The organism is Companilactobacillus crustorum JCM 15951, assembly GCF_001434585.1.
GTDB lineage: Bacteria > Bacillota > Bacilli > Lactobacillales > Lactobacillaceae > Companilactobacillus > Companilactobacillus crustorum.
This window is the reverse complement of the sequence record NZ_AZDB01000025.1, coordinates 1-21,624: the sequence shown is the minus strand read 5'-3', so window position 1 is coordinate 21,624 and position 21,624 is coordinate 1. Positions and strand designations below refer to the sequence as shown.

23 protein-coding genes are annotated in these 21,624 nt (G+C 35.2%); 16 read left to right on the top strand and 7 right to left on the bottom strand.

Going from position 1 to position 21,624, the window contains the following annotated elements:
• Positions 1–217: 217 nt before the first annotated feature.
• The 4 genes from FD26_RS07550 (at position 218) to FD26_RS07535 (ending at position 3,735) form a co-directional block, all read left to right on the top strand.
• Positions 218–1,501 (top strand): GntP family permease, encoded by a 1,284-nt coding sequence (locus tag FD26_RS07550; protein WP_057867822.1) that lies wholly within the window; start codon positions 218–220, stop codon positions 1,499–1,501.
• A 13-nt stretch (positions 1,502–1,514) separates the two neighbouring features.
• Positions 1,515–2,654, top strand: coding sequence for a glycerate kinase family protein (locus FD26_RS07545; protein ID WP_057867821.1), 1,140 nt, complete (start codon positions 1,515–1,517; stop codon positions 2,652–2,654).
• 208 nt (positions 2,655–2,862) lie between these two features.
• On the top strand, positions 2,863–3,201 hold the full coding sequence (locus FD26_RS07540) for a hypothetical protein (protein ID WP_057867820.1): 339 nt from the start codon (positions 2,863–2,865) through the stop codon (positions 3,199–3,201).
• Positions 3,202–3,306: 105 nt separating this feature from the next.
• Complete coding sequence (locus tag FD26_RS07535) at positions 3,307–3,735, top strand: hypothetical protein (protein ID WP_057867819.1); 429 nt, start codon at positions 3,307–3,309, stop codon at positions 3,733–3,735.
• Positions 3,736–3,853: 118 nt separating this feature from the next.
• Here FD26_RS07535 and FD26_RS07530 read toward each other — a convergent pair whose 3' ends face one another.
• The gene (locus tag FD26_RS07530) at positions 3,854–4,819 is read right to left on the bottom strand and encodes an AEC family transporter (protein ID WP_057867818.1); all 966 of its coding nucleotides are present in this window, start codon (positions 4,817–4,819) and stop codon (positions 3,854–3,856) included.
• Positions 4,820–4,853: 34 nt separating this feature from the next.
• Positions 4,854–6,476 (bottom strand): malolactic enzyme, encoded by a 1,623-nt coding sequence (locus FD26_RS07525; RefSeq protein ID WP_057867817.1) that lies wholly within the window; start codon positions 6,474–6,476, stop codon positions 4,854–4,856.
• 238 nt (positions 6,477–6,714) lie between these two features.
• On the opposite strand from FD26_RS07525, the gene FD26_RS07520 reads away from it, so the two are divergent.
• The 3 genes from FD26_RS07520 to FD26_RS07510 all read left to right on the top strand — a co-directional run bounded on the left by FD26_RS07520 (position 6,715) and on the right by FD26_RS07510 (position 8,888).
• Positions 6,715–7,584, top strand: coding sequence for a LysR family transcriptional regulator (locus FD26_RS07520; protein WP_057867816.1), 870 nt, complete (start codon positions 6,715–6,717; stop codon positions 7,582–7,584).
• 563 nt (positions 7,585–8,147) lie between these two features.
• Positions 8,148–8,438 (top strand): helix-turn-helix domain-containing protein, encoded by a 291-nt coding sequence (locus FD26_RS07515; protein WP_057867815.1) that lies wholly within the window; start codon positions 8,148–8,150, stop codon positions 8,436–8,438.
• Positions 8,439–8,888, top strand: a complete 450-nt coding sequence (locus tag FD26_RS07510) for a low molecular weight protein-tyrosine-phosphatase (protein WP_057867814.1) — start codon at positions 8,439–8,441, stop codon at positions 8,886–8,888.
• A gap of 57 nt (positions 8,889–8,945) precedes the next feature.
• Here FD26_RS07510 and FD26_RS11475 read toward each other — a convergent pair whose 3' ends face one another.
• The 3 genes from FD26_RS11475 to FD26_RS07500 form a co-directional block, all read right to left on the bottom strand.
• Positions 8,946–9,062 carry an LPXTG cell wall anchor domain-containing protein gene (locus FD26_RS11475; RefSeq protein ID WP_232230862.1) on the bottom strand — a complete coding sequence of 39 codons (117 nt, stop codon included), beginning with the start codon at positions 9,060–9,062 and terminating at the stop codon, positions 8,946–8,948.
• A 137-nt stretch (positions 9,063–9,199) separates the two neighbouring features.
• A complete protein-coding gene (locus FD26_RS11070) occupies positions 9,200–11,200 on the bottom strand; it encodes a lectin-like domain-containing protein (protein ID WP_057867813.1) in 2,001 nt (666 codons plus the stop codon).
• 253 nt (positions 11,201–11,453) lie between these two features.
• Complete coding sequence (locus tag FD26_RS07500; RefSeq protein WP_057867828.1) at positions 11,454–12,200, bottom strand: MurR/RpiR family transcriptional regulator; 747 nt, start codon at positions 12,198–12,200, stop codon at positions 11,454–11,456.
• A 119-nt stretch (positions 12,201–12,319) separates the two neighbouring features.
• Here FD26_RS07500 and pfkB point away from each other — a divergent pair, with 119 nt between their 5' ends.
• From pfkB to FD26_RS11375, 6 genes are all read left to right on the top strand, one after another.
• Positions 12,320–13,249 (top strand): 1-phosphofructokinase, encoded by a 930-nt coding sequence (gene pfkB, locus FD26_RS07495; protein ID WP_057867812.1) that lies wholly within the window; start codon positions 12,320–12,322, stop codon positions 13,247–13,249.
• Positions 13,250–13,252: 3 nt separating this feature from the next.
• Positions 13,253–15,169, top strand: a complete 1,917-nt coding sequence (locus tag FD26_RS07490) for a fructose-specific PTS transporter subunit EIIC (RefSeq protein ID WP_057867811.1) — start codon at positions 13,253–13,255, stop codon at positions 15,167–15,169.
• A 104-nt stretch (positions 15,170–15,273) separates the two neighbouring features.
• A complete protein-coding gene (locus FD26_RS07485) occupies positions 15,274–15,837 on the top strand; it encodes a PTS sugar transporter subunit IIA (protein ID WP_057867810.1) in 564 nt (187 codons plus the stop codon).
• Between the two features lie 103 nt (positions 15,838–15,940).
• A complete protein-coding gene (locus FD26_RS07480) occupies positions 15,941–16,645 on the top strand; it encodes an MgtC/SapB family protein (RefSeq protein ID WP_057867809.1) in 705 nt (234 codons plus the stop codon).
• 137 nt (positions 16,646–16,782) lie between these two features.
• A complete protein-coding gene (locus FD26_RS07475; protein ID WP_057867808.1) occupies positions 16,783–17,313 on the top strand; it encodes a hypothetical protein in 531 nt (176 codons plus the stop codon).
• Complete coding sequence (locus FD26_RS11375; protein WP_257787245.1) at positions 17,300–17,422, top strand: hypothetical protein; 123 nt, start codon at positions 17,300–17,302, stop codon at positions 17,420–17,422. Before FD26_RS07475 ends, FD26_RS11375 begins: the two co-directional genes overlap by 14 nt.
• A gap of 122 nt (positions 17,423–17,544) precedes the next feature.
• On the opposite strand, the gene FD26_RS11155 is transcribed toward FD26_RS11375, so the two are convergent.
• A complete protein-coding gene (locus FD26_RS11155) occupies positions 17,545–17,700 on the bottom strand; it encodes an SPJ_0845 family protein (protein ID WP_160318175.1) in 156 nt (51 codons plus the stop codon).
• Between the two features lie 92 nt (positions 17,701–17,792).
• Positions 17,793–18,353, bottom strand: coding sequence for a hypothetical protein (locus FD26_RS07470; RefSeq protein WP_057867807.1), 561 nt, complete (start codon positions 18,351–18,353; stop codon positions 17,793–17,795).
• A gap of 209 nt (positions 18,354–18,562) precedes the next feature.
• On the opposite strand from FD26_RS07470, the gene uvrC reads away from it, so the two are divergent.
• From uvrC to FD26_RS11065, 3 genes are all read left to right on the top strand, one after another.
• Entirely contained in the window at positions 18,563–20,380 is a 1,818-nt protein-coding gene (gene uvrC / locus FD26_RS07465; protein ID WP_057867806.1) for an excinuclease ABC subunit UvrC, read from the top strand.
• A 15-nt stretch (positions 20,381–20,395) separates the two neighbouring features.
• The gene (map, locus tag FD26_RS07460) at positions 20,396–21,235 is read left to right on the top strand and encodes a type I methionyl aminopeptidase (RefSeq protein WP_057867805.1); all 840 of its coding nucleotides are present in this window, start codon (positions 20,396–20,398) and stop codon (positions 21,233–21,235) included.
• Between the two features lie 191 nt (positions 21,236–21,426).
• Positions 21,427–21,594: a hypothetical protein gene (locus FD26_RS11065; protein ID WP_156401788.1), complete on the top strand. Its 168-nt coding sequence runs from the start codon at positions 21,427–21,429 to the stop codon at positions 21,592–21,594.
• Positions 21,595–21,624 lie beyond the last annotated feature (30 nt).

Here is a 21,624-nt window from a genome sequence, read left to right as displayed (position 1 = left end):
TGGTGTAATTTGTGCAGGTTAAATTATTTTAAAAATATGTGTGAAGAATAAGCTTGATTTGACAATGATTTGTTTGAAAATATATTTATATCAACAATGAATATTGTGCAAATGCACATTGATTTTAACTGTCTAGCACGGTATTATACATTCGTTAATTAATTGTTAAATAATTAACAATTAGAAGAATTATCTTGAGGAAGGGTGTATTTGTAAGATGGTTATTGCTTGGTGGGCAGCCCTTTTAGGACTGCTATTAGCAATTGGATTGATTCTTTTTAGGGTTAATCCAGTTTATGCATTAATTTTTGGGGCTATCGTTGGCTGTTTAGTTGGGGGAATGTCTTTGTCTCAAACAACTGATGCTATTGTTAAGGGTAGCTCTGGCGTTATGGGTACAATTATCCGTGTAATTGCAGCTGGCGTTTTAGCTGGTGTCATGATGGAATCAGGTGCTGCTAATGTGATTGCTTCTAATATCGTGAGTCACTTTAGTGATCGATTAGCTATCCTAGCACTAGCTTTATCAACACTAGTTCTTACTGGAGTAGGTATTTTTATTCCAGTTGCTGTTTTGATCGTAGCTCCTATAGCTTTGGAAGTTGGTCAAAAAATGCATTATAGTCGGCTTTCGCTATTAGTAGCCTTGTCTGGCGGTGGTAAAGCTGGAAATATTATTTCGCCAAATCCGAATACCATTGCTGCGGCTAAAGGATTCAACGTGGATCTTTCACAAGTTATGATTGCTGATTTTGTGCCCGCTGTTGTTGGTTTGATTGTGACTGTTATTTTGGCAACCTTGTTAAAGAATCGAGGCCATTTTGTTTCTGCAACGACTAAATTTGAAACTAAAGCGCCTAAAGATTTACCTAGTTTAAAGGCTGCAATTGTAACACCATTGGTTGCGGTAGTTTTATTACTAATTACACCGATCGGAGATATTTTTGGCATCAAGACTTTAGCAACTTTTAATTTAGATGCCATGTATATTCTACCGATTGCAGGTTTAATTGGAACATTGGCAATGGGTCAACGAAAGAAGTTTTTGAAATACATGACTGATGGTTTAGCAAAAATGACTGATGTCGTATTGATTTTGATTGGTGCTGGTGCAATTGCAGGATTAGTCTCAGCTTCTGATTTACCACAAAAAGTAGTTGATATTGTACAAGCAAGTGGGGTTTCAGGTACATTTTTAGCTCCAATTGCTGGTATTCTAATGGCAGCTGCCACAGCTTCAACTTCAACCGGAGTAATCCTAGCTTCAAATTCATTTAGCAAATCAATCATGTCATTTGGTATTTCCGGAACAGGTGCAGCTGCTATGGTACATACCGGAGCTACTGTGATTGATCAATTGCCTCATGGTAATTATTTCCACGTTACAGCTCAAGCAGTTCACATGCACTTTAAGGAAAGAATGAGTGTAGTATTTTGGGAAATGTTGGTTGGACTTTCAATGACGATTGTTGCAACACTAATGTATGGAAATTTGTTCTAAAGGTGGAATTGTAATGAAGATTGTTTTAGCTCCAGATTCATATAAGAATTCATTGACAGCTAAAGAAGTCGCTCAAGCCATGCGTAAAGGTTTTGAAAAGGTTTATCCCGACGCCGAATATGTTAATGTCCCTATGGCTGATGGTGGCGAAGGAACAGTTCAATCGTTGGTTGATGCTAAGCATGGGCAAATTGTGACAGAAGAGGTTGTTAATCCACTAGGTAATAAAACTGAAGCTCATTATGGATTAATTAATAAAGGTAACGTAGCTGTTATCGAAATGGCTGAAGCTAGTGGCATTCAATTTATTAACCAATTTACTCAGAATCCTTATATCACAACAACTTTTGGGACTGGAGAGTTGATTAAGTCAGCTATTGAGCATGGTGCCAAGACTATCATCATTGGTATTGGCGGATCTGCTACTAATGACGGTGGTGCTGGTATGGCCCAAGCATTAGGAGCACATTTGTTAGATGCTAACGGTGAGGAGCTTCAATATGGTGGTGCTATGTTGAAGAAGCTAACTAAAATTGATACTTCAGAGATGTTGCCAGAATTAGATGATGTTAAAATTATTATTGCTTCTGATGTAACTAATCCTTTAACAGGACCCAATGGCGCTAGTCATGTTTTTGGGCCTCAAAAGGGTGCTAATTCAGAAATGGTAGAATTTTTGGATGAAGCTTTATCGCATTATGCTGATATTTTAAAACGTGACTTGAATCAAGATTTAGAAAATGTACCAGGATCAGGTGCTGCTGGTGGTTTGGGAGCTGGTTTATTAGCCTTTACCAATTCTCAAATGCGTTCAGGAGTTGAGATCGTGGTTGATTATACAGATTTAAAGGAAAAAGTTAAGAATGCTGACGTGGTGGTTACAGGTGAAGGTCAAATCGACTTTCAAACTAAATTTGGTAAAACTCCTATTGGAGTTGCTAAGGCCACAAAAGAAATTAATCCTAATGCAACTGTTATTGCTATAGCTGGTTCAGTAGGTGAGAAAATTTCAGAACTTTATCCGTTAGGAATTGACGCTATTTTTACTTGTGTACCAGGTGTTGAAGAACTTTCAAAAGCTATTCAAGATACTGATAAGAATTTACAACAAGTATCTGAGAACATCGCCCGTTTAATCAAAAATACAAACTAAAAAAGATTAAGTATTTTACCTTCCGTGTGGTAAGATGCTTAATCTTTTTAGTTAATATAATATATTTGCTTGCTTCGTAAGACGTTGTTGGTTATTCTTCAAGTAAAGCCTTTTAGGATTAGATAAATTAAGATAGTTTGAGCTTGTCAATTAGAAGTGTTTTGCGTGATACTAAAGGAGAGATGTTTTTAAGGAGTGAGTTAAGGCAATGAATAATGAAATTAAATACATTATGGACGAATTAACGGTAATCTATGGGTTTTATCAAGATAAGTTCAGTCAAAAGAGGATTAAGAGCTATATTCTCAGTATGGCTGAAGGATCACATATTGTGAATGTCGAACCAGGGAATGTTGCTTTATTTGATCAGGAGATTATTTTGCCAATTGCCCAGTTCAACGATCAAAGCGATTCCTTTGGTTTGTTGCAAGTTAATCATTCAACTGTTCAAAATCGTTCTGATACAGATATTGCTGCAGATTCTCAAAGAGTAGCTGATTTAGTTAATCGATTGATTCGCTTAGTTTCGCCACAAAATAATAATTAAGCTGAAATCGCTGATTTAAAATCAACGATTTTTCTTTTATTCAATAAATGTTTTAAAATAGCATTATCAATAAAATCTGATTTTCAGAAAAGTGAGGTAGTCCAAATGCTATCAACTATTGAAAAAGCTTCAGAATTACTCAAAGATGATTCTGTTACCGTACTGGAAATTGAAAAATTCACAAAGATTAGTCAAAAGAAAATTAATGAAGTTCGAAGAATGCCTGAAAATGCGATGGATTTGTTAACTTATAGCGAGGCTGTAGCATTGGAAGATATGTATAATAATCTGCAGATCGACTATATCAATGAGTCTAATGACAATGATTTTTATAAATTTGTTATCAGAATGGGCGATTGGTTTTCAGAGGCGATTGAGAATCAAGAGGATTATTACGATTCGGAAGATGCAATGCCAGATGATTTAAAGATTGCAAGTGCTATTCAGGAATTGAACAATATTTCTACTTCGAATAAATCTATTATGCTAGATTTATATTTTAGTTATATGAGAAATGAACAAGAATCAGCTTAAGAATAGGGCAACAAAAAAAGCCGTCAAACCGCAGAATGTTTGACGACTTTTTTTATGTATATGTGTTTATTAGAGGAGGATCCAAATTTGTTTGAATGTGTGAATGTATTTAAATCAATTAGATCAAGTTAGCTACTTGCATTAGGATTGGCACAACAATTACGAACAAGACAGTTGATGTTGTAACCAAGTTAGTAGCGTAATCAACGTCACCATGTGATTGATCAACTAGGATAGGTAGAACAGCTAAACCAGGAGCGGCTGCTTGAATGATGAATGAATTTGATTCGATACTTGGTAATGAAGTACCCATCATTGAACCACCAATAAGAATGATGGAAATCATGATTGCAGGAGCAACCACGAATCTACCCAATAAGGCTAGGATTGTATCACGGTCAAATTTGATTGATTTCAAACCTGCATCAGCCAAAATAATACCGATGTAGATCAATGACATTGGTGTAACGATACCACCGACCATGTCTAAAGTCTTGTTAATCCAGTCAGGAACTGGGATAGCAAGTAGCAAGAAGACAAGTGATACTAAGAAACCAACAAGTGGAGCAGGAAGTAATTTCTTCCAGTTAAAGTCTTTCTTAGCACCCTTTTCAACAGTTGGATCATCACTTGAGATGAAGAAGATACCGACAGCCCAAGTTGAAATTGTGTTCATAACATAGTAGATAAGGAAGTAAGGTAAACTCTTAGTTCCAAATAAAGCCATGTTTAAAGGTAAACCGATGAAAATAGTATTAGCATTAACGAACATGTTAATGAAAGTACCACGACGACCTTTTCTAATACGAAAGACCTTTGTTAAGATCCATGCAACAATATAACCAATTGTAAAACTGGCGAAGGTAAAGATCAGTCCGCCGGACAAACTTGCTAATTTATCTCTGTTTAAATATTTAAGAACAGAAACGAAGATTGAAGCAGGTAAAGCAATTTTCATAATGATAAATGAAATATTGCCTTTAAATTCGTCGCCTAAACGTCCTGATCCTTTTAGCCAATACCCCAAAGCAATGACAAGGACGATTTCAGCAACACTTTCAAGTGAAGTGATAAATGCAGCCATGAATAAATTCCCCTTTATTTGACAAAAATTTTAATTAATATTTAGGTTCCCATTTAAGATCAGCAACTGCCTTTTTAGCGTCTGTAGCAGTTGTTAATTTTTCGTCAATGGCTTGTTGAGCAACACCATTGGCAACAGTCATACTGAACTTATCTAGTTGTGAAACTGGAGGAAGAACAGCAGCACCAGGTTGTGTAGGATCAACGATACCACCCAATGAGTGAGCAGCTTTGTTAATCATACCATCTGAAAGGATCTTAGCATTAACGGCCATAGAACCAAGACCGAGTCCTGGGTAAACTAAAGCGTTGTTTGCTTGACCAATATTATATGTAACACCATTGTATTCAACAGGTTCAACAGGAATACCAGTAGCAATAAGAGCCTTACCATCAGTCCATTTCAAAAGATCTTCAGCCTTAGCTTCAGCAAGTTTTGTAGGATTTGATAATGGGAAGATAATTGGACGTTCTGTATGAGCGGCCATTTCTTTGATAACAGCTTCGTTAAAGGTACCAGGTTGTGTTGAAGTACCAACAAGAATAGTAGGATGAACAGCTTTAACAACTGCTTCTAGGTTTGTTAATTCATCAGCATTAGCAAATTCACTACGTTTTCTTGTAAATGGTTTTTGTTCTGGTGTTAAATCTTCAGTATCATCGAACAAAAGACCTTGTTTGTCGACTAGGTAGAAGTGTTTTCTAGCTTCGTCTTCTGAAAGACCTTCTTCAACCATAGCATCGAAGATTCTCTTAGTAATACCAGCACCGGCAGTACCAGCACCAAATGATAGATAAACTTGGTCTGTAAGCTTTTCTTTAGAAATGTTCAAAGCACCAAGAATACCAGCAAGTGTGATAATACCTGTTCCTTGAATATCGTCATTAAAAGTAAGAATGTTATCTTTGTATTTGTTTAAGATATTAGCAGCATTGCTACGACCAAAATCTTCAAAGTGAAGATACATGTCAGGGAACAAGTTTTCAGCAGTTTCAACAAATTTGTCAACAAAGTTGTAGTACTTGTCGCCAGTAACACGTTCGTGATGATTACCCATGTATAGATCATCAGCCAATAATTCTTTTCTATTTGTACCTACATCAAGGACAACAGGAAGAACTGACTTAGGATCAACACCAGCGGCAGCTGTATAAACCATCAATTTACCAACAGAGATGTCAACACCTTGAACACCCCAGTCACCAATACCAAGAATACCCTCACCATCAGTAACAACGATCAACTTAATATCACGACCGGCAGCAGCGTTTTTCAATGTTGCTTCAATGTCGTCTTGATCATCAATTGATAAGAAAGCGGCATTTTGTGGATCTAAGAAGAAGTGGCTGTAGTTTTCAATTGTGTCAGCGATTGTTGGATCGTAAACAACTGGCATAAATTCGTTAACATGTTGACTAAATAGCTTGTAGAACAAAGTAACGTTTTCATTGAAAAGGTCCATCAAGTACATTCTCTTAGCCAAGAATGTATCTTTATTAGAATAGTTTTCGTAAGCTTGTTCTACTTGTTGGTCCAAAGTTTGAACGAATGGTGGCAACAAACCTTCGATGTGATTCTCTTTTCTTTCTTCCTTAGTAAAGGCAGTACCTTTATTTAAGAAATGATTGTTTAATAGATCTAAACCCTCATATTTCATAAAATGATTCCTCCTAATTTAATTTTTCTAACCATAAATACATTATAATAAAAGATATGATTTGTTATATCAATATATATAAACATAATTTTCATATATTGAATTTATAAAAATTATTAACCCGGCATATTTTTTTATATAATGTTTTCTTAATTAACTTTCGAAGAGTATCATAGGCCATAATAAAAAATATAGTCAAATATATTAACTTTAATAAATAAAATTTATAGGTGCGAACATGAATTTAAAAGATTATCAATATTTTAAAAAATTATCTGAATTAAAAAACTTTTCAGAAACGGCTAACTTTTTTGGCGTTAGTCAACCAACCATTACTTATTCGTTAAAGCGCTTGGAAGAGTCCTATGGGATTTCCCTTGTTGAACGTAAGAGTTTTGCTAATTCATTAACGCTTACTTATGCAGGAAAACAAGTTTTGCAACATGTGAATCGGATTCTTTTAGAAGATCATCTGATTACTGATGATATTGCTCGCATTAAACGGGAAAAGGTTATCATGGGATGGCCTCCTATTATAACTAATTATTTAATTCCCAAAGTTTTTGATCGTCTAAGAGATGCTGATTTATTGAACGCTATCATGCCTGTACCTGATAGTTCGTCCCAGCTCTTAGCTAAATTAAAACGGGGTGATATTGATCTATCACTATTGGGAACAACAATGATGCCACAAGAAGACCAATTGGAATATCAATTAATCAAAGAACATCACTTTAAATTTATCGCTTCTGACAAACGAGATGTTTCTCAAATACATAGCATTGCAGATTTATTTAATGAAGATTTTATTTCTTTAGATGAGGGATCAGTGCATAATTTGGTATTGGAACGATTAATTGAGCATTATAATGTGTATCCCCATACTTTGTTTCAAACGTCTGATTATAAATTAATGTTAAATTTGGTTAAGGCAGATAAAGGAGTCAGTTTTGTTACAGAGACTGCCATTCAAGGTATTTCGGGGATTCAAGAAATCAAGCTAGATACTGTTCAGCTACCGTCGTTTTACATTCTATTTATTTACCGGCATAGTATGGTAGGCAACGAAACCTTGGCTAAGCTAATACATATATTTAAAAATATTTAAAAAATAATTTTTGTTTATAAAAAAATCAAGGTATACAGGTATAGTCCAATAACGTTACAATGTATTTACCAATTGGTATTGGTAGATTAACAAAGTGATGAAAAATGCATTATAATAGGAAATTATATCTCATCAATATAGTAATTTATTTTGCTCTCATTATGTTTTTGTCACTTTTAGCAATAGAAATGGATTAAAATTTGCGGGATAGTACATATTTAAGAAAATCCATTTATCAGATAGAAGGCCAGTTAGACGGGCTTTCTTTCTTTTTTTTAGTTGAGTTTATAAAAATATGTCGTCTTAATAAAAGCTGCTGATTTTAAATTTGAGTGTGTTATCATATTAACTGAAGGGGAGATCATCCTACATTTCCTCTTTCTTGATAATTTCATGATGATAATGATCAAAAACTATTGTCGATTTAATGGTGGTTCCTCCCTGAGCTACCATTTTTTTTGTGCCTAAATTTTATTTAGAACTGTTAAAACTGTGTTACAGCAATAATAGAGCCATTTTGTATGGTATAATTTTTTGTAATAAGCCATTTAGGAGTTTTTAGTATGAATTACAATGAGAATCAACAAAAGGAAATTGCACAATATGCAACGGAACATGATAATAATTACAAAGCTACTGGTGAAAAGTATGGAATTTCATATCAACAAGTGGCTGCTTGGGTAAGAAAGTATAAGAAAGCAACAGGTAAAACTACTACAGCTTCACCTACTAAAACTCAATCTCAAGAAAAGAAAGCTACTACACAGGCAACTACCTTAGATGTTTTGAATCGAAAGGATCCTGTTTTAGAGGCACAATTATCTGAAGTTAAGAAAAGATTAGGATTAGATTAAATGAAAAAAATCATTTTTGTTTGTTTAGGAAATATCTGTCGATCACCAATGGCAGAAATGATTGCTCATCAATTAATTGCTAAAGAGGGTTTGTCTGATCAAATAGGGGTTGAATCGCGAGCCACATCAACTTATGAAATTGGGAATGAACCGCATCCAGGGGCTATTGCCGAATTAAAGTTAAGAAATGTGCCCATTATTCAACATCAGGCTAAACAAATAACAACTCTTGATTTTGAAACTGCCGATTTAATTATTGGGATGGATAAACAAAATATCATTGATTTACGACGTATGTCACCAAGTGGTGATCAAAATAAGATTCATTTAGCATATGAGAGCTTGAATCAAGATGCTGAAGTTCAAGATCCTTGGTACGATCACAAATTTGACCGAACATATTGCCAATTAGCTGAATTAATACCAGCTTGGGTGAATAAATTAACATAAAAAATACCCACTAAGATTAGATTCTTCATCTAACTTTTAGTGAGTATTTTTTAGTTTCTAGTGTTTTTTAAGAAAAGCAGGAATAAACATCATCAGAGCAATTCCTAAATATGAAAGCCAAGAAGTTTTTTGATTTCCAGTTTGAGGTAACTTTGATAATTGATTATTTGTGATAAGGTTCTCGAAATTTTTTTCAGGAGCAGTTACTTCAGATGTTACATTGTTATTTATAGTATTGATTCGATCATTTTCTTTAGAGGTGTTCCACTCTAAGTCATCAATACCATCGTTATTATCTTTGATGTTCTCATTTAGATTAAGTTCGGGTTTGGAAGTCTCGCTGGGATCAGTAGTTTCGTTAGGGTCAATAGATTCATTAGGCTCGGTTGGATTTTCAGGGTCAATAGTTCCATCAGGATCGACCGGTTTTTCAGGATCAACAGAACCATCGGGATCAATTGGGGTTTCAGGGTCAACCGGATTAACAGGTTCTTCAGGATCAACTGGCTTCTCAGGATTAGTGGTGCTACCGCCACCATTGCCACCTTCAGAAGTACTGTTGTCTTTAGCGTAGTAAACTGTATATACTTGATCAGGTCCATTAGAATCGACGGTTTTTTCTCAACTTCTGTTAGATCTTCAGGATCGACTTCATTTTTGTCGATTTCAACAACATGATATCCAGTAATATTGGGGTTATTTACTGCTGAAAAGTTAGATGTTGAACCAGCTTTCCAAGCGTTCTTATCAGTCATGGATAGACCGCTGTTGTCATTGTAATAAATAGTTCCATTTTTATCGTCGGCAGAACCTGTGATAAAAGTAACTGAGGCTAGATTATCACCAGCTAACGTAGTTTTAGTTCCTTGTTCAACATAATGAATGGTTTCATTTACAGTTTTAGGTGTAGCACTGATACCATCAATGACAGCGTTAGGAATGTAAACATAAACAACCGTACCATTATTTCCTTCTTGACTCAATTTACCATTGGCTTCGATGCTTTTTTCTACATCAGTATTACGAACATTGACGGGAACGCCAATTTCTTTACCTTTGACAGATACTTTGCTAGTAGCTCCATTAAGGCCAATATAAGTATAGTTAGGAATAGTCATTGAACTAGTTGAGTAGTTGCTATCAACTTTTTCGCCATTGTCGTATTGCAAAGTGTTATCTTCTGTCAGATCTTTACCCATGAAATAGTCAACATTACGGATATTGACCGAAGCAGCGGTGCTATAAGTCATGCTTTCAAATTTAAATTGATGTTGATTCTTATTGCCACCAGTTGAGGAAGTCACGCTAAGCGAGAAAGCTTTATCTGAGTCAGGAACTTTAACGGTCCAAACCAAGGGCTTAGCCTGAATGTTACTTTGATAGTTAACGGTAATAATCCGATTGGTAGAAAAATAATCGATGGAAAAATCATGGAATTTACCATCTAAATCATTCGAACTAAGATTTTGAACCGACGATTTATCGGTAGTTGCCCACCATCTGTCAGTTGTAATACCATTAGCGGCAACCTTATTTTGATATGCAGTAGTAACAAAAACACCAAATTGGGTAACTTTAGTAGGGTCTTCTGACCAGCCAAAATCATTAGAATTTTTGGGATCAATTTCGGCGTTAGATTTAGAACTACCTGGTCTTTGGTCGGCATTATGGAAAGTGTCAAGTTTAAATCCTAAAGCGTTAGGCAAACCGCCAATTCCCATATTTCCACCAGCATTTCCAACGGCATCAGTATTACCAGTATGGAAGGCGAAACCCATACCGTCAGCACCACCGCGATTTTCTGGCTTATTGCCTAAGTTTACTTGACCTTTGAGTGTAAAATCTTGGCTTAGGTCGATTTTTTCTTTGAGTGTGAAATTGCCGACTTCATTGTTTTTATCAGGTGTTAGTGTAACGATACCAGAGTTTTGATCATAAGTAGCAGAACCATGTGTTTCAAAAGCATCATTAAAACTATCTTTATCAACGGTAGTTAGAGCGTTATTAGCACTGGCATTTGGTTCAGCAACAGGAGTAGCCTGATCTTGCTGGGCCTGTGGAGCAATAGGTTGAGATGCTGCAGCAGGTTGAGTGTTTTCACTTTTAGAAGAATTGGGGGAGCCAGATGATTCCTTGGAACTTTGCGCAGTCTGTGGAGCGTCACCATTTTCTGGTTGGTTGATAAGATCAGCTTTATTATTGTTTAAAGCCTTTTCGTCTTGAGTTTCTGCGATAGGATCAGTAGCTGCTTTAACGTTTTGAGAATTAAGAATTAGTCCTGTTCCTATAGAAAGAGCTGCGACGCAGGTCAAAAGCGAGTTCCTCATTAAACTATTTCTTAAATAATTTTCCCCTCAATCTTTTACTATGAAATCTTCTTGAGTATAACAATCAAATATCACATTGTTAACACTAAATTAATTAAAATATATTAATATTTTAATTAGACAAAACATTTATAAAATTATTGTGAGAAAAATGAGTTTTTTAAATTTTTATAATGATATGTTCAAACAAAAAAGGGACAATAAATTCAATGAAATGAATTTATTGTCCCTTTAATATTTATTTATTAGTACGGATGATATATGAGTCAAGTAAAATACGACTAATGACCTGTAAGGGTAAACGTGACCTAACTTCATAATCAGGAAAATATGAGGTTTGGGATTTGTAACCTAAGAGAACCATTTCCGAATATTTAGTAATTGTTCCTGATTCATTAGTTGTAATAGTTATGGTGCTGACACCATTTTCAAAAGCATTTTTAGCTCCCTTAACTAACTCCTTAGTTTCACCGTTGAGAGAAATTATTATTACTAAATCTTCCCGCTTAATACGTTGACTCATTGTCACGATAATATTGGGGTCAGAACTCATAACACAGTTTTTACCCAACAATTGTAATTTAACTAACATTTCTTGAGCAATGAATTCTGAAAATCCACGGGCAAAAATATAGATATCCGAGGATTTTTTTATCTTTTGAACGGCATCTTCAATTGAACCAACATTTAACATGCTAAGAGTATTATCAACTTCATATTTATTTTTGAAGATAGCCTGTTTGATATCATGATCCACTTTTTCTAAATTTTTATATTGCTGATTATTCTTGGCTTTAGAAATTAACTGTTGCCGAAAGTCAGTATAGCCGGAGTAGCCCATTTTTTTAGTTGTTCGAACAATTGTGGCTGTAGAAACATTGGCGTCTTCACTTAATTTAACAATTGAAAGGTCAGGTATATCAGATAAATTTTCTTGAATATAATTCCAAAGGTATTCTTCAGACGAACTAAGCTTATTTGTCATTAAATCATCCCAATTTGTAAAAGTTTTTCCATTATAATAATCATATGACACAATTATGAAAACATTTACATGATACCACATTGTAAGATGTATTTAAGAAATCAAAGAGGGGTCAAATAATGATTTATACATGTACTTTAAATCCAGCAATAGATTTATTTATTGAAACAAAACATTTAAAGCCAGAAGTAGTCAATCGAACTAATAGTTACGATATTCAACCAAATGGTAAGGGTGTCAATGTATCATTTATTCTGAAGCAATTGGGCGTTGATAATACTGCTTTAGGAGTAGGTGGTGGTTTTACCAGTGAGTTTATTGAAAAGTCTTTGCGTGATCAGGGAATCAAGACAGACTTTACGCACATTGATGGTATTTCCCGGATCAATGTTTTTACTCGGGTAATTGAAACTGACACTGAATATAAAGAAGTCAATAACGGTCCCATAGTCAGCAGCAAAAAATTAGAAGATTTTTTACAAAAGATTTCGCAGCTTAAAATAGGAGACAAATTAGTTGTTTCAGGTAGTTTCTCAAAAGGAATCGATCCTGAGGTAATTATTAAAATAGCCCAAATGGCTCAACAGCAACAGTTTGATTTAGTAATTGATACAAGTTATCCAGAAGTAAAGGCAGCAGTTAAGTATCGTCCTTTCTTGCTTAAACCAAATAATGAAGAATTATTATCTTGGTTCGACAAGGAAGATAGTAATGATTTAAGTACTTTAGTGAAGTATTCTAAACAATTGATTCAACAAGGAGCTAAGAATATTTTGTTGTCAATTGGCAGTAAAGGAGCTTTATTCGTTAATCAAGAGCAAGTTATTTTTGGAAATGCTCCTAAGATTAAAGTAGTTAATACAGCTTGTTCTGGAGATACAATGCTAGGAACTTTTCTAGCTGGTATGGAACAAAAGTTATCTTTAGCAGATAATTTGCAACGCAGTATTGCTGCAGCTAGTTCTACAGCCGCTACAGCGGGGTTAACGGACTTTAATGATGTAAAAGAATTAATGAAACAGATCAAGATTGAACAATTGGAGGGATAAAACATGGCAAAGTATCAAGTTATCACCGCAACTGGTTGTCCAACTGGAATTGCCCATACTTATATGGCTCAGGAAGCTTTAGAGGAGGCAGCAAAAAAGAGAGGGATTTCTATCAAGGTAGAAACTCACGGACAATCTGGGGTTGAACATGCATTTACGCAAACAGAAATTGATCAAGCAGATGGTGTCATTATTGCAGCTGATAAAGATGTTGATATTGATCGGTTTGATGGTAAACGTTTGATTAACGTTTCAGTAACTAAAGGGATGAAAGAACCAGATGAACTGTTAGAAAAAATTTTAAATGACGATAATGTACCTGTGTACCACAGTTCAGGCAGCAATCAAAAGACTGGCTCGACCGAGACTGAATTGACTGGAACATACTGGCACAAGTTGTACGTTTACTTAATGAATGGTGTTTCACATATGTTGCCATTAGTTGTGGCTGGTGGTGTGTTAACGGCGGTTTCTTTCTTCTGGGGAATTAATTCAGCTGACCCTAAAAGTGCTGAATACAATGCTTTGGCAGCCTTGCTGAATACTATCGGTGGTTTTGCTATGAACTTGATGGTACCGGTACTTTGCGCATATATTGCTGAAGCGATTGGTAAAAGAACTGGCTTGGTTATTGGATTTGTTACCGGGATGATTGCCTATACTAATGGTACTGGATTTTTAGGTGGTATCTTGGGTGGCTTTTTAGCCGGATATGTTGCCGTCTTGTTAGCCAAAATCTTCAAGTCATTGCCTAAATCATTAGATGGTTTAAAGTCAATCTTTATTTTTCCAGTTTTAGGAGTTTTGATTTCAGGTACCATTATGTGGTATATGTCAGTACCAATGAAAGATTTGAATCAAGGAATGATGTCATTTCTGAAGAGTATGGAAAATTCAAGTCCCATTTTATTAGGTCTGATCGTAGGTATTATGTGTGCGGCCGATATGGGTGGCCCTATTAATAAAGCGGCTTATTTGACCGGTACAGCACTACTTGCTCAAGGTAATTATTTCTTCATGGCAGGTGTTTCTGCAGCTTGTATCGCTCCACCATTGGCAACTGGCTTTGCGGTTCTATTTAATAAGAAAGCATACTCTGCTAAAGAACGTAGTGCAGGTTACGTTAATTTCTTGTTAGGTTCAACGCACATTACCGAAGGCGCTATTCCATTTGCTGCTAAAAATCCTTTGTTGAATATTCCATCATTTATGGTTGGATCAGCTATTGCAGCAACTCTGTCATATGTTACAAGAATTTCCGTTCCAGCTCCTCATGGTGGTTTTATCGTTTTACCATTAGTCAATAAGCCATTCTTGTGGGTTCTTTGGATCGTTATAGGAGCTTTGGTTTCAGGCTTTTTATTGTCAATTATTGCCGGTCATCAAGCAAACAACGAGACAGTTACGGCTACGCCAGCAGGAAATGTAACAATTTCTAAGACTGAATCAACTACAAATACTAATAAAAATAATGATTTAAGCGAAATTTTAAATAAAAATAATATTGCTTTAAATGTCCAAGCTTCAACTCGAGATGAACTATTGCAATATTTAGCAGACTTTTCTGAGAAGTTAGGTTATACAACTGATTCAAAAGCTGTTTACAAGAAATATTTGGCTCGAGAGGCTGAAAATTCAACTGGCATGGAGAAAGGAATTGCCATTCCTCATGCACAGGATCAATCTATTAAGGGTTCAGCAATGTTGATTGCCAAATTAGCTCATCCAATCGCTTGGAAGACGTTTGATAATCAACCAGTCGATATTGTTATTTCTTTCTTGATTCCTAATTCTGATGATGGAAGTAATCATTTAGAATACTTATCAAGTACTTCAAAACTTTTGATGCATGATGAGTTTGTTAAAGCATTGCAAAAAGCTCAAACCAAAGAAGAAATTTTACAATTATTTCAAAAATAAATAAAGGTCGAACTAATGCAGCACTTCAGTTAATACTTGAAGGTTGAATATATTAGGTTCGACTTTTTATTTGTTATAATCATCAATAGATGGGAGTGATAAATATGTCAGTTTGGCAAAATTTAAAAAATGCTTTCATGAGTCCTAAATCGTCAGATAAACAAAAACAAGTAGTTATTGTTACTAATGATGAAAATGTACCTGGACAAAAAAGGGTTGATGAAATGAGTGACTTGACTCAAGTTTTTCAAGTTGAAAATATTGCTATGGATGTCGTAGCAGATTCGCGAGCAGCAGCATTAAAGTATCTAGCAGAATTTGCCCAAAAATTATTTCCAGGTTTGGATCAAGAAACGCTCTATGGAAAGTATTTGCTACGTGAGCGTCAGGCCACAACTGAGTTGGGAGCGGGTGTCGCTATTCCACACGTTCAAGATAGTTCGATTAATCAACTCACGATGTTAGTGGTTAAATTAAAGAAGCCGATTAAGTGGACTAAGAATGAAGAAGTTAATGTATTAATTTCATTTTTAATTCCCGATCCTGAAAGAAATTATCAACATTTGGCATATTTTTCAACAATTGCTCGTTTGTTAATGCAAAAGAACTTTGTTCATAAACTATCTAAGGCAAAAAATAACGAACAAATTTTTGATTTATTTAAATAAAGGGACATGATAGCGCTTTTTTATTTGATAGTCTTCAAAGAGAACCCCTGATAATGTTATACTTTTAAACGTATTCACTAATGAAGGACATTGGAGGGGTTATTTGGTTAGTCAATTAAGCGTTCTTACAGTAGTAATTCGATTATTGGTTTCGGTTCTTTTTGCCGGTGTCATCGGTATCGATCGAGCTTACAAGCATCGTCCAGCGGGATTGCGAACTCATGTGTTAGTTTGTTTAGGTGCCTGTATCATCGCAATGATTCAGCAGAATATCGGTTTCAATGCCTTAGAGATGGCGCGTCAATATCCACAGCTTAAAGGTGTTTTAAGAGCTGATGATGCACGTTTGATTGCGCAAGTTGTAAGTGGAATTGGTTTCTTAGGTGCTGGTACAATTATTGTTGAGCACCATTCCATTCGTGGCTTAACCACAGCCGCAAGTCTTTGGGTCGTAGCTTGTATTGGCCTTGCAGTAGGTATGGGTGATTATATTATTGCTATTGCAGGATTTTTGGTGGTGTATGCAGTGTTAGGATTTTTAAAGAAAATTATTCGTATCAGCCCTGTACGGAAATTAAAAATTGAGTATCTGCATAAGGTTGACACGAAAAAATTTATTGATGATTACTTTAAGAAAAACAATATTACCGTAGAAGGAGTCCGTTTCAGCGTTGTTAAACGAGATGATCAGAAAGTTTATACCAATGTTTATTCGATTGATTTTGGCAAAAGCTTGGATTATGTTGATATCGTTGAGGGCTTGTCAATGAATGATAATATTATTAAAGTAGAAACTATAAATGTTTAAAAAAGTATTCCTAAATTGTTGTTTAGGAGTATTTTTTATTGGGAAATTTATAAAAAATTCATTTAAATAATTAAATGGTCTGGATCAATTGTAATTTGTCTAGACCTTTGTTATCTTTGAATTATTGGGGGAATTAAATGATAAGAAATTTACCGACCAAGCTCTTGATTGTGATGCTAGGTCTACTGGTGCTGCTAATGTATTTTTTATTATCATCACAGAATCGTTTTGCCAGTAGTATTCTAGAAACAAAAGTCAATTTGGTTGATAAATCTAAGCAAAAGACGGTTTCGGAGTTCAATAAAGAACGTAAGAATTATGCCTATGTCTCGTTTGATAATCTTTATTCAAATACAAGTTTATATTACGGGGCTAAGATTTATCAAAATGGACATATAAAAAACGTAGATATGGATCATAACTGTATGTTAGTTGCACTTGATGGTAATGACGAATCTCGTACTATTAAGTTAAAATACAGTCTATCTGACTTTGAACGAAGAGACACTGGTATTCAAAGAAATACGCCTATTAAATTCTATGGTCGAGTATTATCAACCGATAGATATATTAACGAAAAAGGGCGTGGTATCAATCGACCAGTTATTTCAGCTGATTTCATTCAAACCCAAATAAACAAACAAGGTGAAAGCGATGGAATTGTTTAATAGCGTTTCCGATGATTATTTTGAGTATTTGATGTATCAAGAACTGATAGATTTACGTCATGAAGAAAATGACTTGGATTATCCATATGACAGTAAGAAGTTTGAATAAGAATAATAAAAAAGCTCGGAACAAAAATGTTCCGGGCTTTATTTTTATCAAAAGGATTCTTGTTAAAGAAATAGTAAAATAAATGGTATTCACTTATTTAAAGTGAAACAAAACAAGAGAAATTATTTTTTATTATTTTTGAGATTCTTTTTGTCTTTTTCAGACTTCTTATCGGCAGAATCTACGCGTTTTTCGTTTTCTTTTACATCATCGGGAAGAGAGGCAAACTTATCAAATAAACTGCCAAAATTACTTTCACGTTTCACTGTTAGGCCCATCGGTATCAGCCCCTTTCATGTATCTTTATAATTGACTATATTATAAATCGTTTTGGGAAAAATAACAATTATTTGCTTGCAATTCAAATGGCTTAATCAATGGCTCTTATCTTACCAGTAGCGATGGGAAGAGTAACGTGAGCATCGTAATCGGCAACCTCACCAGACACGGTATCAGGTAATTTTAGGCTTTCAGGAACGCCGTGAACATAGATAACACGTTTAGCTAATTCCAATTCGTCTGTTCCAAATACTGATTTGAACTTAGCTTGTAATTGATCTAAAGGTACATCCATTTCATATGCAAAATGCCCATCGGCGTCAGAAACAGGATAATTATCATTTGGTACGTTCATTTCATGAGGAGCGTTATCAAAAGGAACCATAGTTGTACCAGAGACTGTTTCTGTTTCAGGCAGATCGACTAGACCATCGTGATTAATATCTTGTTTCATCGTAGCGATTTGAGCGTCTTTACCATCAGGAAAACCGTGGAAGTGTTCCCAGTGTTGAGTTTTGCTAGGAGTGTCAAACATTTCAATCTTGATATGAAGATTATTTTCATCTTGAGTGAATTCGGCTGTTCCGTGAGCGCTAGTACCAATGAATTCTTCATTTAATGGAACAATATCAGCAATATATTTTTTTGTCATGAATATCTCTCCTTAATCAATTGTACATCATTTGATTTTATACAATTGATTATAGAACCTTATTTTAGAGAGTCAAATAAAACAATCGATATTCGTAATATTTGTTTAAAAAAGTATAATAGAACATATGGTTGCATTTAAGTTGACAATTGCCAAAGATAAATTAAGATTAGATAAGTTCAGTTCTAATGATGAGGGAGGGATATTTGTTGGCAACAGAATATCTTGAACATAAGTTGAGCCTTTTGCCACCACGACCAGGATGTTATTTAATGAAGGATATTAATTCTAAGATCATCTATGTTGGTAAGGCTAAAAATTTAAAAAATCGTGTTCGCTCATATTTTAAGAGTTCCCACGAGGGGAAGACAGCACGTTTAGTTTCAGAGATTCGTGACTTTGAAACGATTATTACTTCCAACGATAAGGAAGCTTTTTTATTGGAAATAACTCTGATTCAAAAGCACCAGCCTTATTACAATATCAAATTAAAGCGTGGAACAGGTTATCCTTATATTAAGATTACTAATGAGCGTGATCCTAAGATGGAGATTACCGGTTTAGTTAAAAAAGATGGTGCATACTACTTTGGACCGTATCCTAATGTTTGGGCAGCTTCTAATACATTAAACTTTCTACAAAAAGTTTATCCATTGAGAAGATGCCAGGGAAATTTAGGCCGTCCTTGTTTGTATTATCATATGGGCCAATGTTTAGGAGCCTGTTTTCAAACAGTTCCAAAGGAAAAGTATGATGCTCAGATTGAAAAGATCAAAAAGTTCTTAGGCGGTAATGTTGGCGAGATCAAGCAACAGCTGGAAAAACGAATGGAAACAGCTTCTGAGAAGTTAGAATTTGAAAGAGCTGCCGAATTGCGTGATCAAATCAAGTATATTGAAACAACGGTTGAGAAACAGAAGATCATTTCTAATGATAGTACACCAAGAGATATCTTTAATTATTATGTTGAGAAAGGCTGGATCTCAATTCAAATATTTTTCATCCGTCAGGCTCGTTTGATGAAACGGGAAAAGAAAGTGTTTGCTTGTATCAATACGCCGGAGGAAGAATTATCTAGTTTTATCTTGCAGTTCTATAATCGCCGTAATCAAGTTTTACCGAAAGAAATTCTAGTTCCAAGCAATTTGGATAAAAAGACCTTGTCGCAGGTTTTGAATGTCCCTTTTAGAACGCCGCAGCGTGGTCAGAAAAGGGATTTAATGGATATGGCAGCAGAAAATTCTAAATTAGTTTTGCAAGAGAAATTTAGATTGATGGAATTGGATAATCGACAGACTTATGGGGCTCAAAAACAAATTTTCGAGGCTTTAAATTTACCTTATGGTCATATTATTGAATCTTTTGATCACTCTCATATTCAAGGAACTAGTCCAGTTTCAGCGATGGTTATGTTTAAGGATGGACGACCTGAAAAGAGTGGCTACCGTAAGTACAAGCTTAAAGGTGAAGTCGAGCATCAAGCAGGTGGGGATGAAGCGGCCAATACTCGAGAGGTTATTTATCGTCGTTATTCACGTTTGATCAAAGAAAATTCACCACTACCAGATTTAATTCTAATGGATGGTGGTATCATTGAATTGCGTGCAGTAATGGATGTTTTAACCAATGAGTTGGGCGTTAATATTCCAGTCGCCGGTATGGTCAAGGACAATCATCATAATACTTCGCACTTAATTTTTGGCGAAGAGGGAACTGAAGTGGCTTTGGACCGTAAGAGCCAGGGTTTTTATCTGTTGCAGAGAATTCAAGATGAAGTGCACCGTTTTGTTATTACCTTTCATCGTAAAACTAGAAGTAAAAATGCTTTATCTTCACGATTAGATAATATTCAGGGCGTTGGTCCTAAAACTAGAACCAAGTTATTGAAACAATTTGGTTCAGTTAAGAAAATGAAAGAAGCTACAATTGATCAATTAACTGACCTAGGTATTTCAAGAACCACGGCCCAGACGATTAAAATTACATTAGCAAGTACGGATTTTCATAAAAAGTATCACAAAGGTTAAATTGGGGGATATTACATGATTACATTAAAATCACAACGAGAAATTGAAGGAATGCGTGAATCTGGTAAAATTTTGGCTGGAGTTCATCTAGGGCTACGTGACATGATCAAACCAGGAATCTCAGCTTATTCTATTGAAGAATTCGCTAATGACTACATTGTCAGTCACGGTGCTACCCCTTCAGAAAAGGGTTTTGAAGGCTATAAATATGCTACCTGTGTCGATGTTAACGATGAAGTTGCTCATGGTACGCCTAGAAAAGATTTAATTCTTAAAGAGGGCGACGTTGTTAAAGTCGATATGACTGTAAATTATAAAGGTTATGAAAGTGATTCTTGCTGGAGTTACGGCGTTGGTTCTGTCAGTCAAGAGACTTCAGACTTAATGGAAGTAACTAAAAAGTCGCTTTATTTGGGAATTGCTCAAAGTATTGAGGGCAAACGTTTAGGCGATATTGGCTATGCTATTCAACACTATACTGAAGATGAACATGGTTACGGCGATGTTCGTGAATTATGTGGACATGGAATTGGACCTACAATGCATGAAGAACCAGATGTTTTGCATTACGGCGAACCAGGCAAAGGATTGCGTCTTAAGAATGGAATGACAATTACAATTGAACCTATGATCAATGAAGGTACTTGGGAAATTGTTGACCGTTCTTTGAAGGACCCTAACGATGACTGGATTTATTATGCCAGTGCTGATGGTTCATGGTCAGCTCAATATGAACACACATTAGCTATTACCGAAAATGGTCCTGAGATTTTGACATCTCAAGATGCTGCTGAGGATGAGAAGTATCTCACATGGGCTCGCAAGTATCTCAAAGAACACAACCAAATGAAATAAAAAACAGTTCTAATTCGAGGCACAATGTATTTTTGCAAAGTATATTGTGAATTCTGAATTGGAACTGTTTTTAGTTAAATTATTTTTTTTGAAATGCCAATAGCTGGAACAAACTCGTAAGTAGCAACACGATAATACTTTTCTTGGTTGTCTTTTCTCGGCGCTTAATAAGCAAATTTTTTGGGGATATAATGAAAAAGTTTATTAAATATTTAGGGATTACATCTACGATTTTATTGACTATTGCTCCAGTGGGTGTAAGTATTTCTGCTAATACTGTCAAAGCTGATGAAACGACTACTGTGAGCTATAAGTCACAAATAACAGTTAAAGTTGTTGATGGTGTTTACTTTAATTAATAAGGCTGTACGATAAATAGAGTTGATAGG

Bases quoted from the DNA above. Each gene is read 5' to 3' on its own strand.
- FD26_RS07550 (WP_057867822.1), top strand. From the start codon at position 218: ATGGTTATTGCTTGGTGGGCAGCCCTTTTAGGACTGCTATTAGCAATT.
- FD26_RS07545 (WP_057867821.1), top strand. From the start codon at position 1,515: ATGAAGATTGTTTTAGCTCCAGATTCATATAAGAATTCATTGACAGCT.
- FD26_RS07540 (WP_057867820.1), top strand. From the start codon at position 2,863: ATGAATAATGAAATTAAATACATTATGGACGAATTAACGGTAATCTAT.
- FD26_RS07535 (WP_057867819.1), top strand. From the start codon at position 3,307: ATGCTATCAACTATTGAAAAAGCTTCAGAATTACTCAAAGATGATTCT.
- FD26_RS07530 (WP_057867818.1), bottom strand. From the start codon at position 4,819: ATGGCTGCATTTATCACTTCACTTGAAAGTGTTGCTGAAATCGTCCTT.
- FD26_RS07525 (WP_057867817.1), bottom strand. From the start codon at position 6,476: ATGAAATATGAGGGTTTAGATCTATTAAACAATCATTTCTTAAATAAA.
- FD26_RS07520 (WP_057867816.1), top strand. From the start codon at position 6,715: ATGAATTTAAAAGATTATCAATATTTTAAAAAATTATCTGAATTAAAA.
- FD26_RS07515 (WP_057867815.1), top strand. From the start codon at position 8,148: ATGAATTACAATGAGAATCAACAAAAGGAAATTGCACAATATGCAACG.
- FD26_RS07510 (WP_057867814.1), top strand. From the start codon at position 8,439: ATGAAAAAAATCATTTTTGTTTGTTTAGGAAATATCTGTCGATCACCA.
- FD26_RS07500 (WP_057867828.1), bottom strand. From the start codon at position 12,200: ATGACAAATAAGCTTAGTTCGTCTGAAGAATACCTTTGGAATTATATT.
- pfkB (WP_057867812.1), top strand. From the start codon at position 12,320: ATGATTTATACATGTACTTTAAATCCAGCAATAGATTTATTTATTGAA.
- FD26_RS07490 (WP_057867811.1), top strand. From the start codon at position 13,253: ATGGCAAAGTATCAAGTTATCACCGCAACTGGTTGTCCAACTGGAATT.
- FD26_RS07485 (WP_057867810.1), top strand. From the start codon at position 15,274: ATGTCAGTTTGGCAAAATTTAAAAAATGCTTTCATGAGTCCTAAATCG.
- FD26_RS07475 (WP_057867808.1), top strand. From the start codon at position 16,783: ATGATAAGAAATTTACCGACCAAGCTCTTGATTGTGATGCTAGGTCTA.
- FD26_RS11375 (WP_257787245.1), top strand. From the start codon at position 17,300: ATGGAATTGTTTAATAGCGTTTCCGATGATTATTTTGAGTATTTGATG.
- FD26_RS11155 (WP_160318175.1), bottom strand. From the start codon at position 17,700: ATGGGCCTAACAGTGAAACGTGAAAGTAATTTTGGCAGTTTATTTGAT.
- FD26_RS07470 (WP_057867807.1), bottom strand. From the start codon at position 18,353: ATGACAAAAAAATATATTGCTGATATTGTTCCATTAAATGAAGAATTC.
- map (WP_057867805.1), top strand. From the start codon at position 20,396: ATGATTACATTAAAATCACAACGAGAAATTGAAGGAATGCGTGAATCT.
- FD26_RS11065 (WP_156401788.1), top strand. From the start codon at position 21,427: ATGAAAAAGTTTATTAAATATTTAGGGATTACATCTACGATTTTATTG.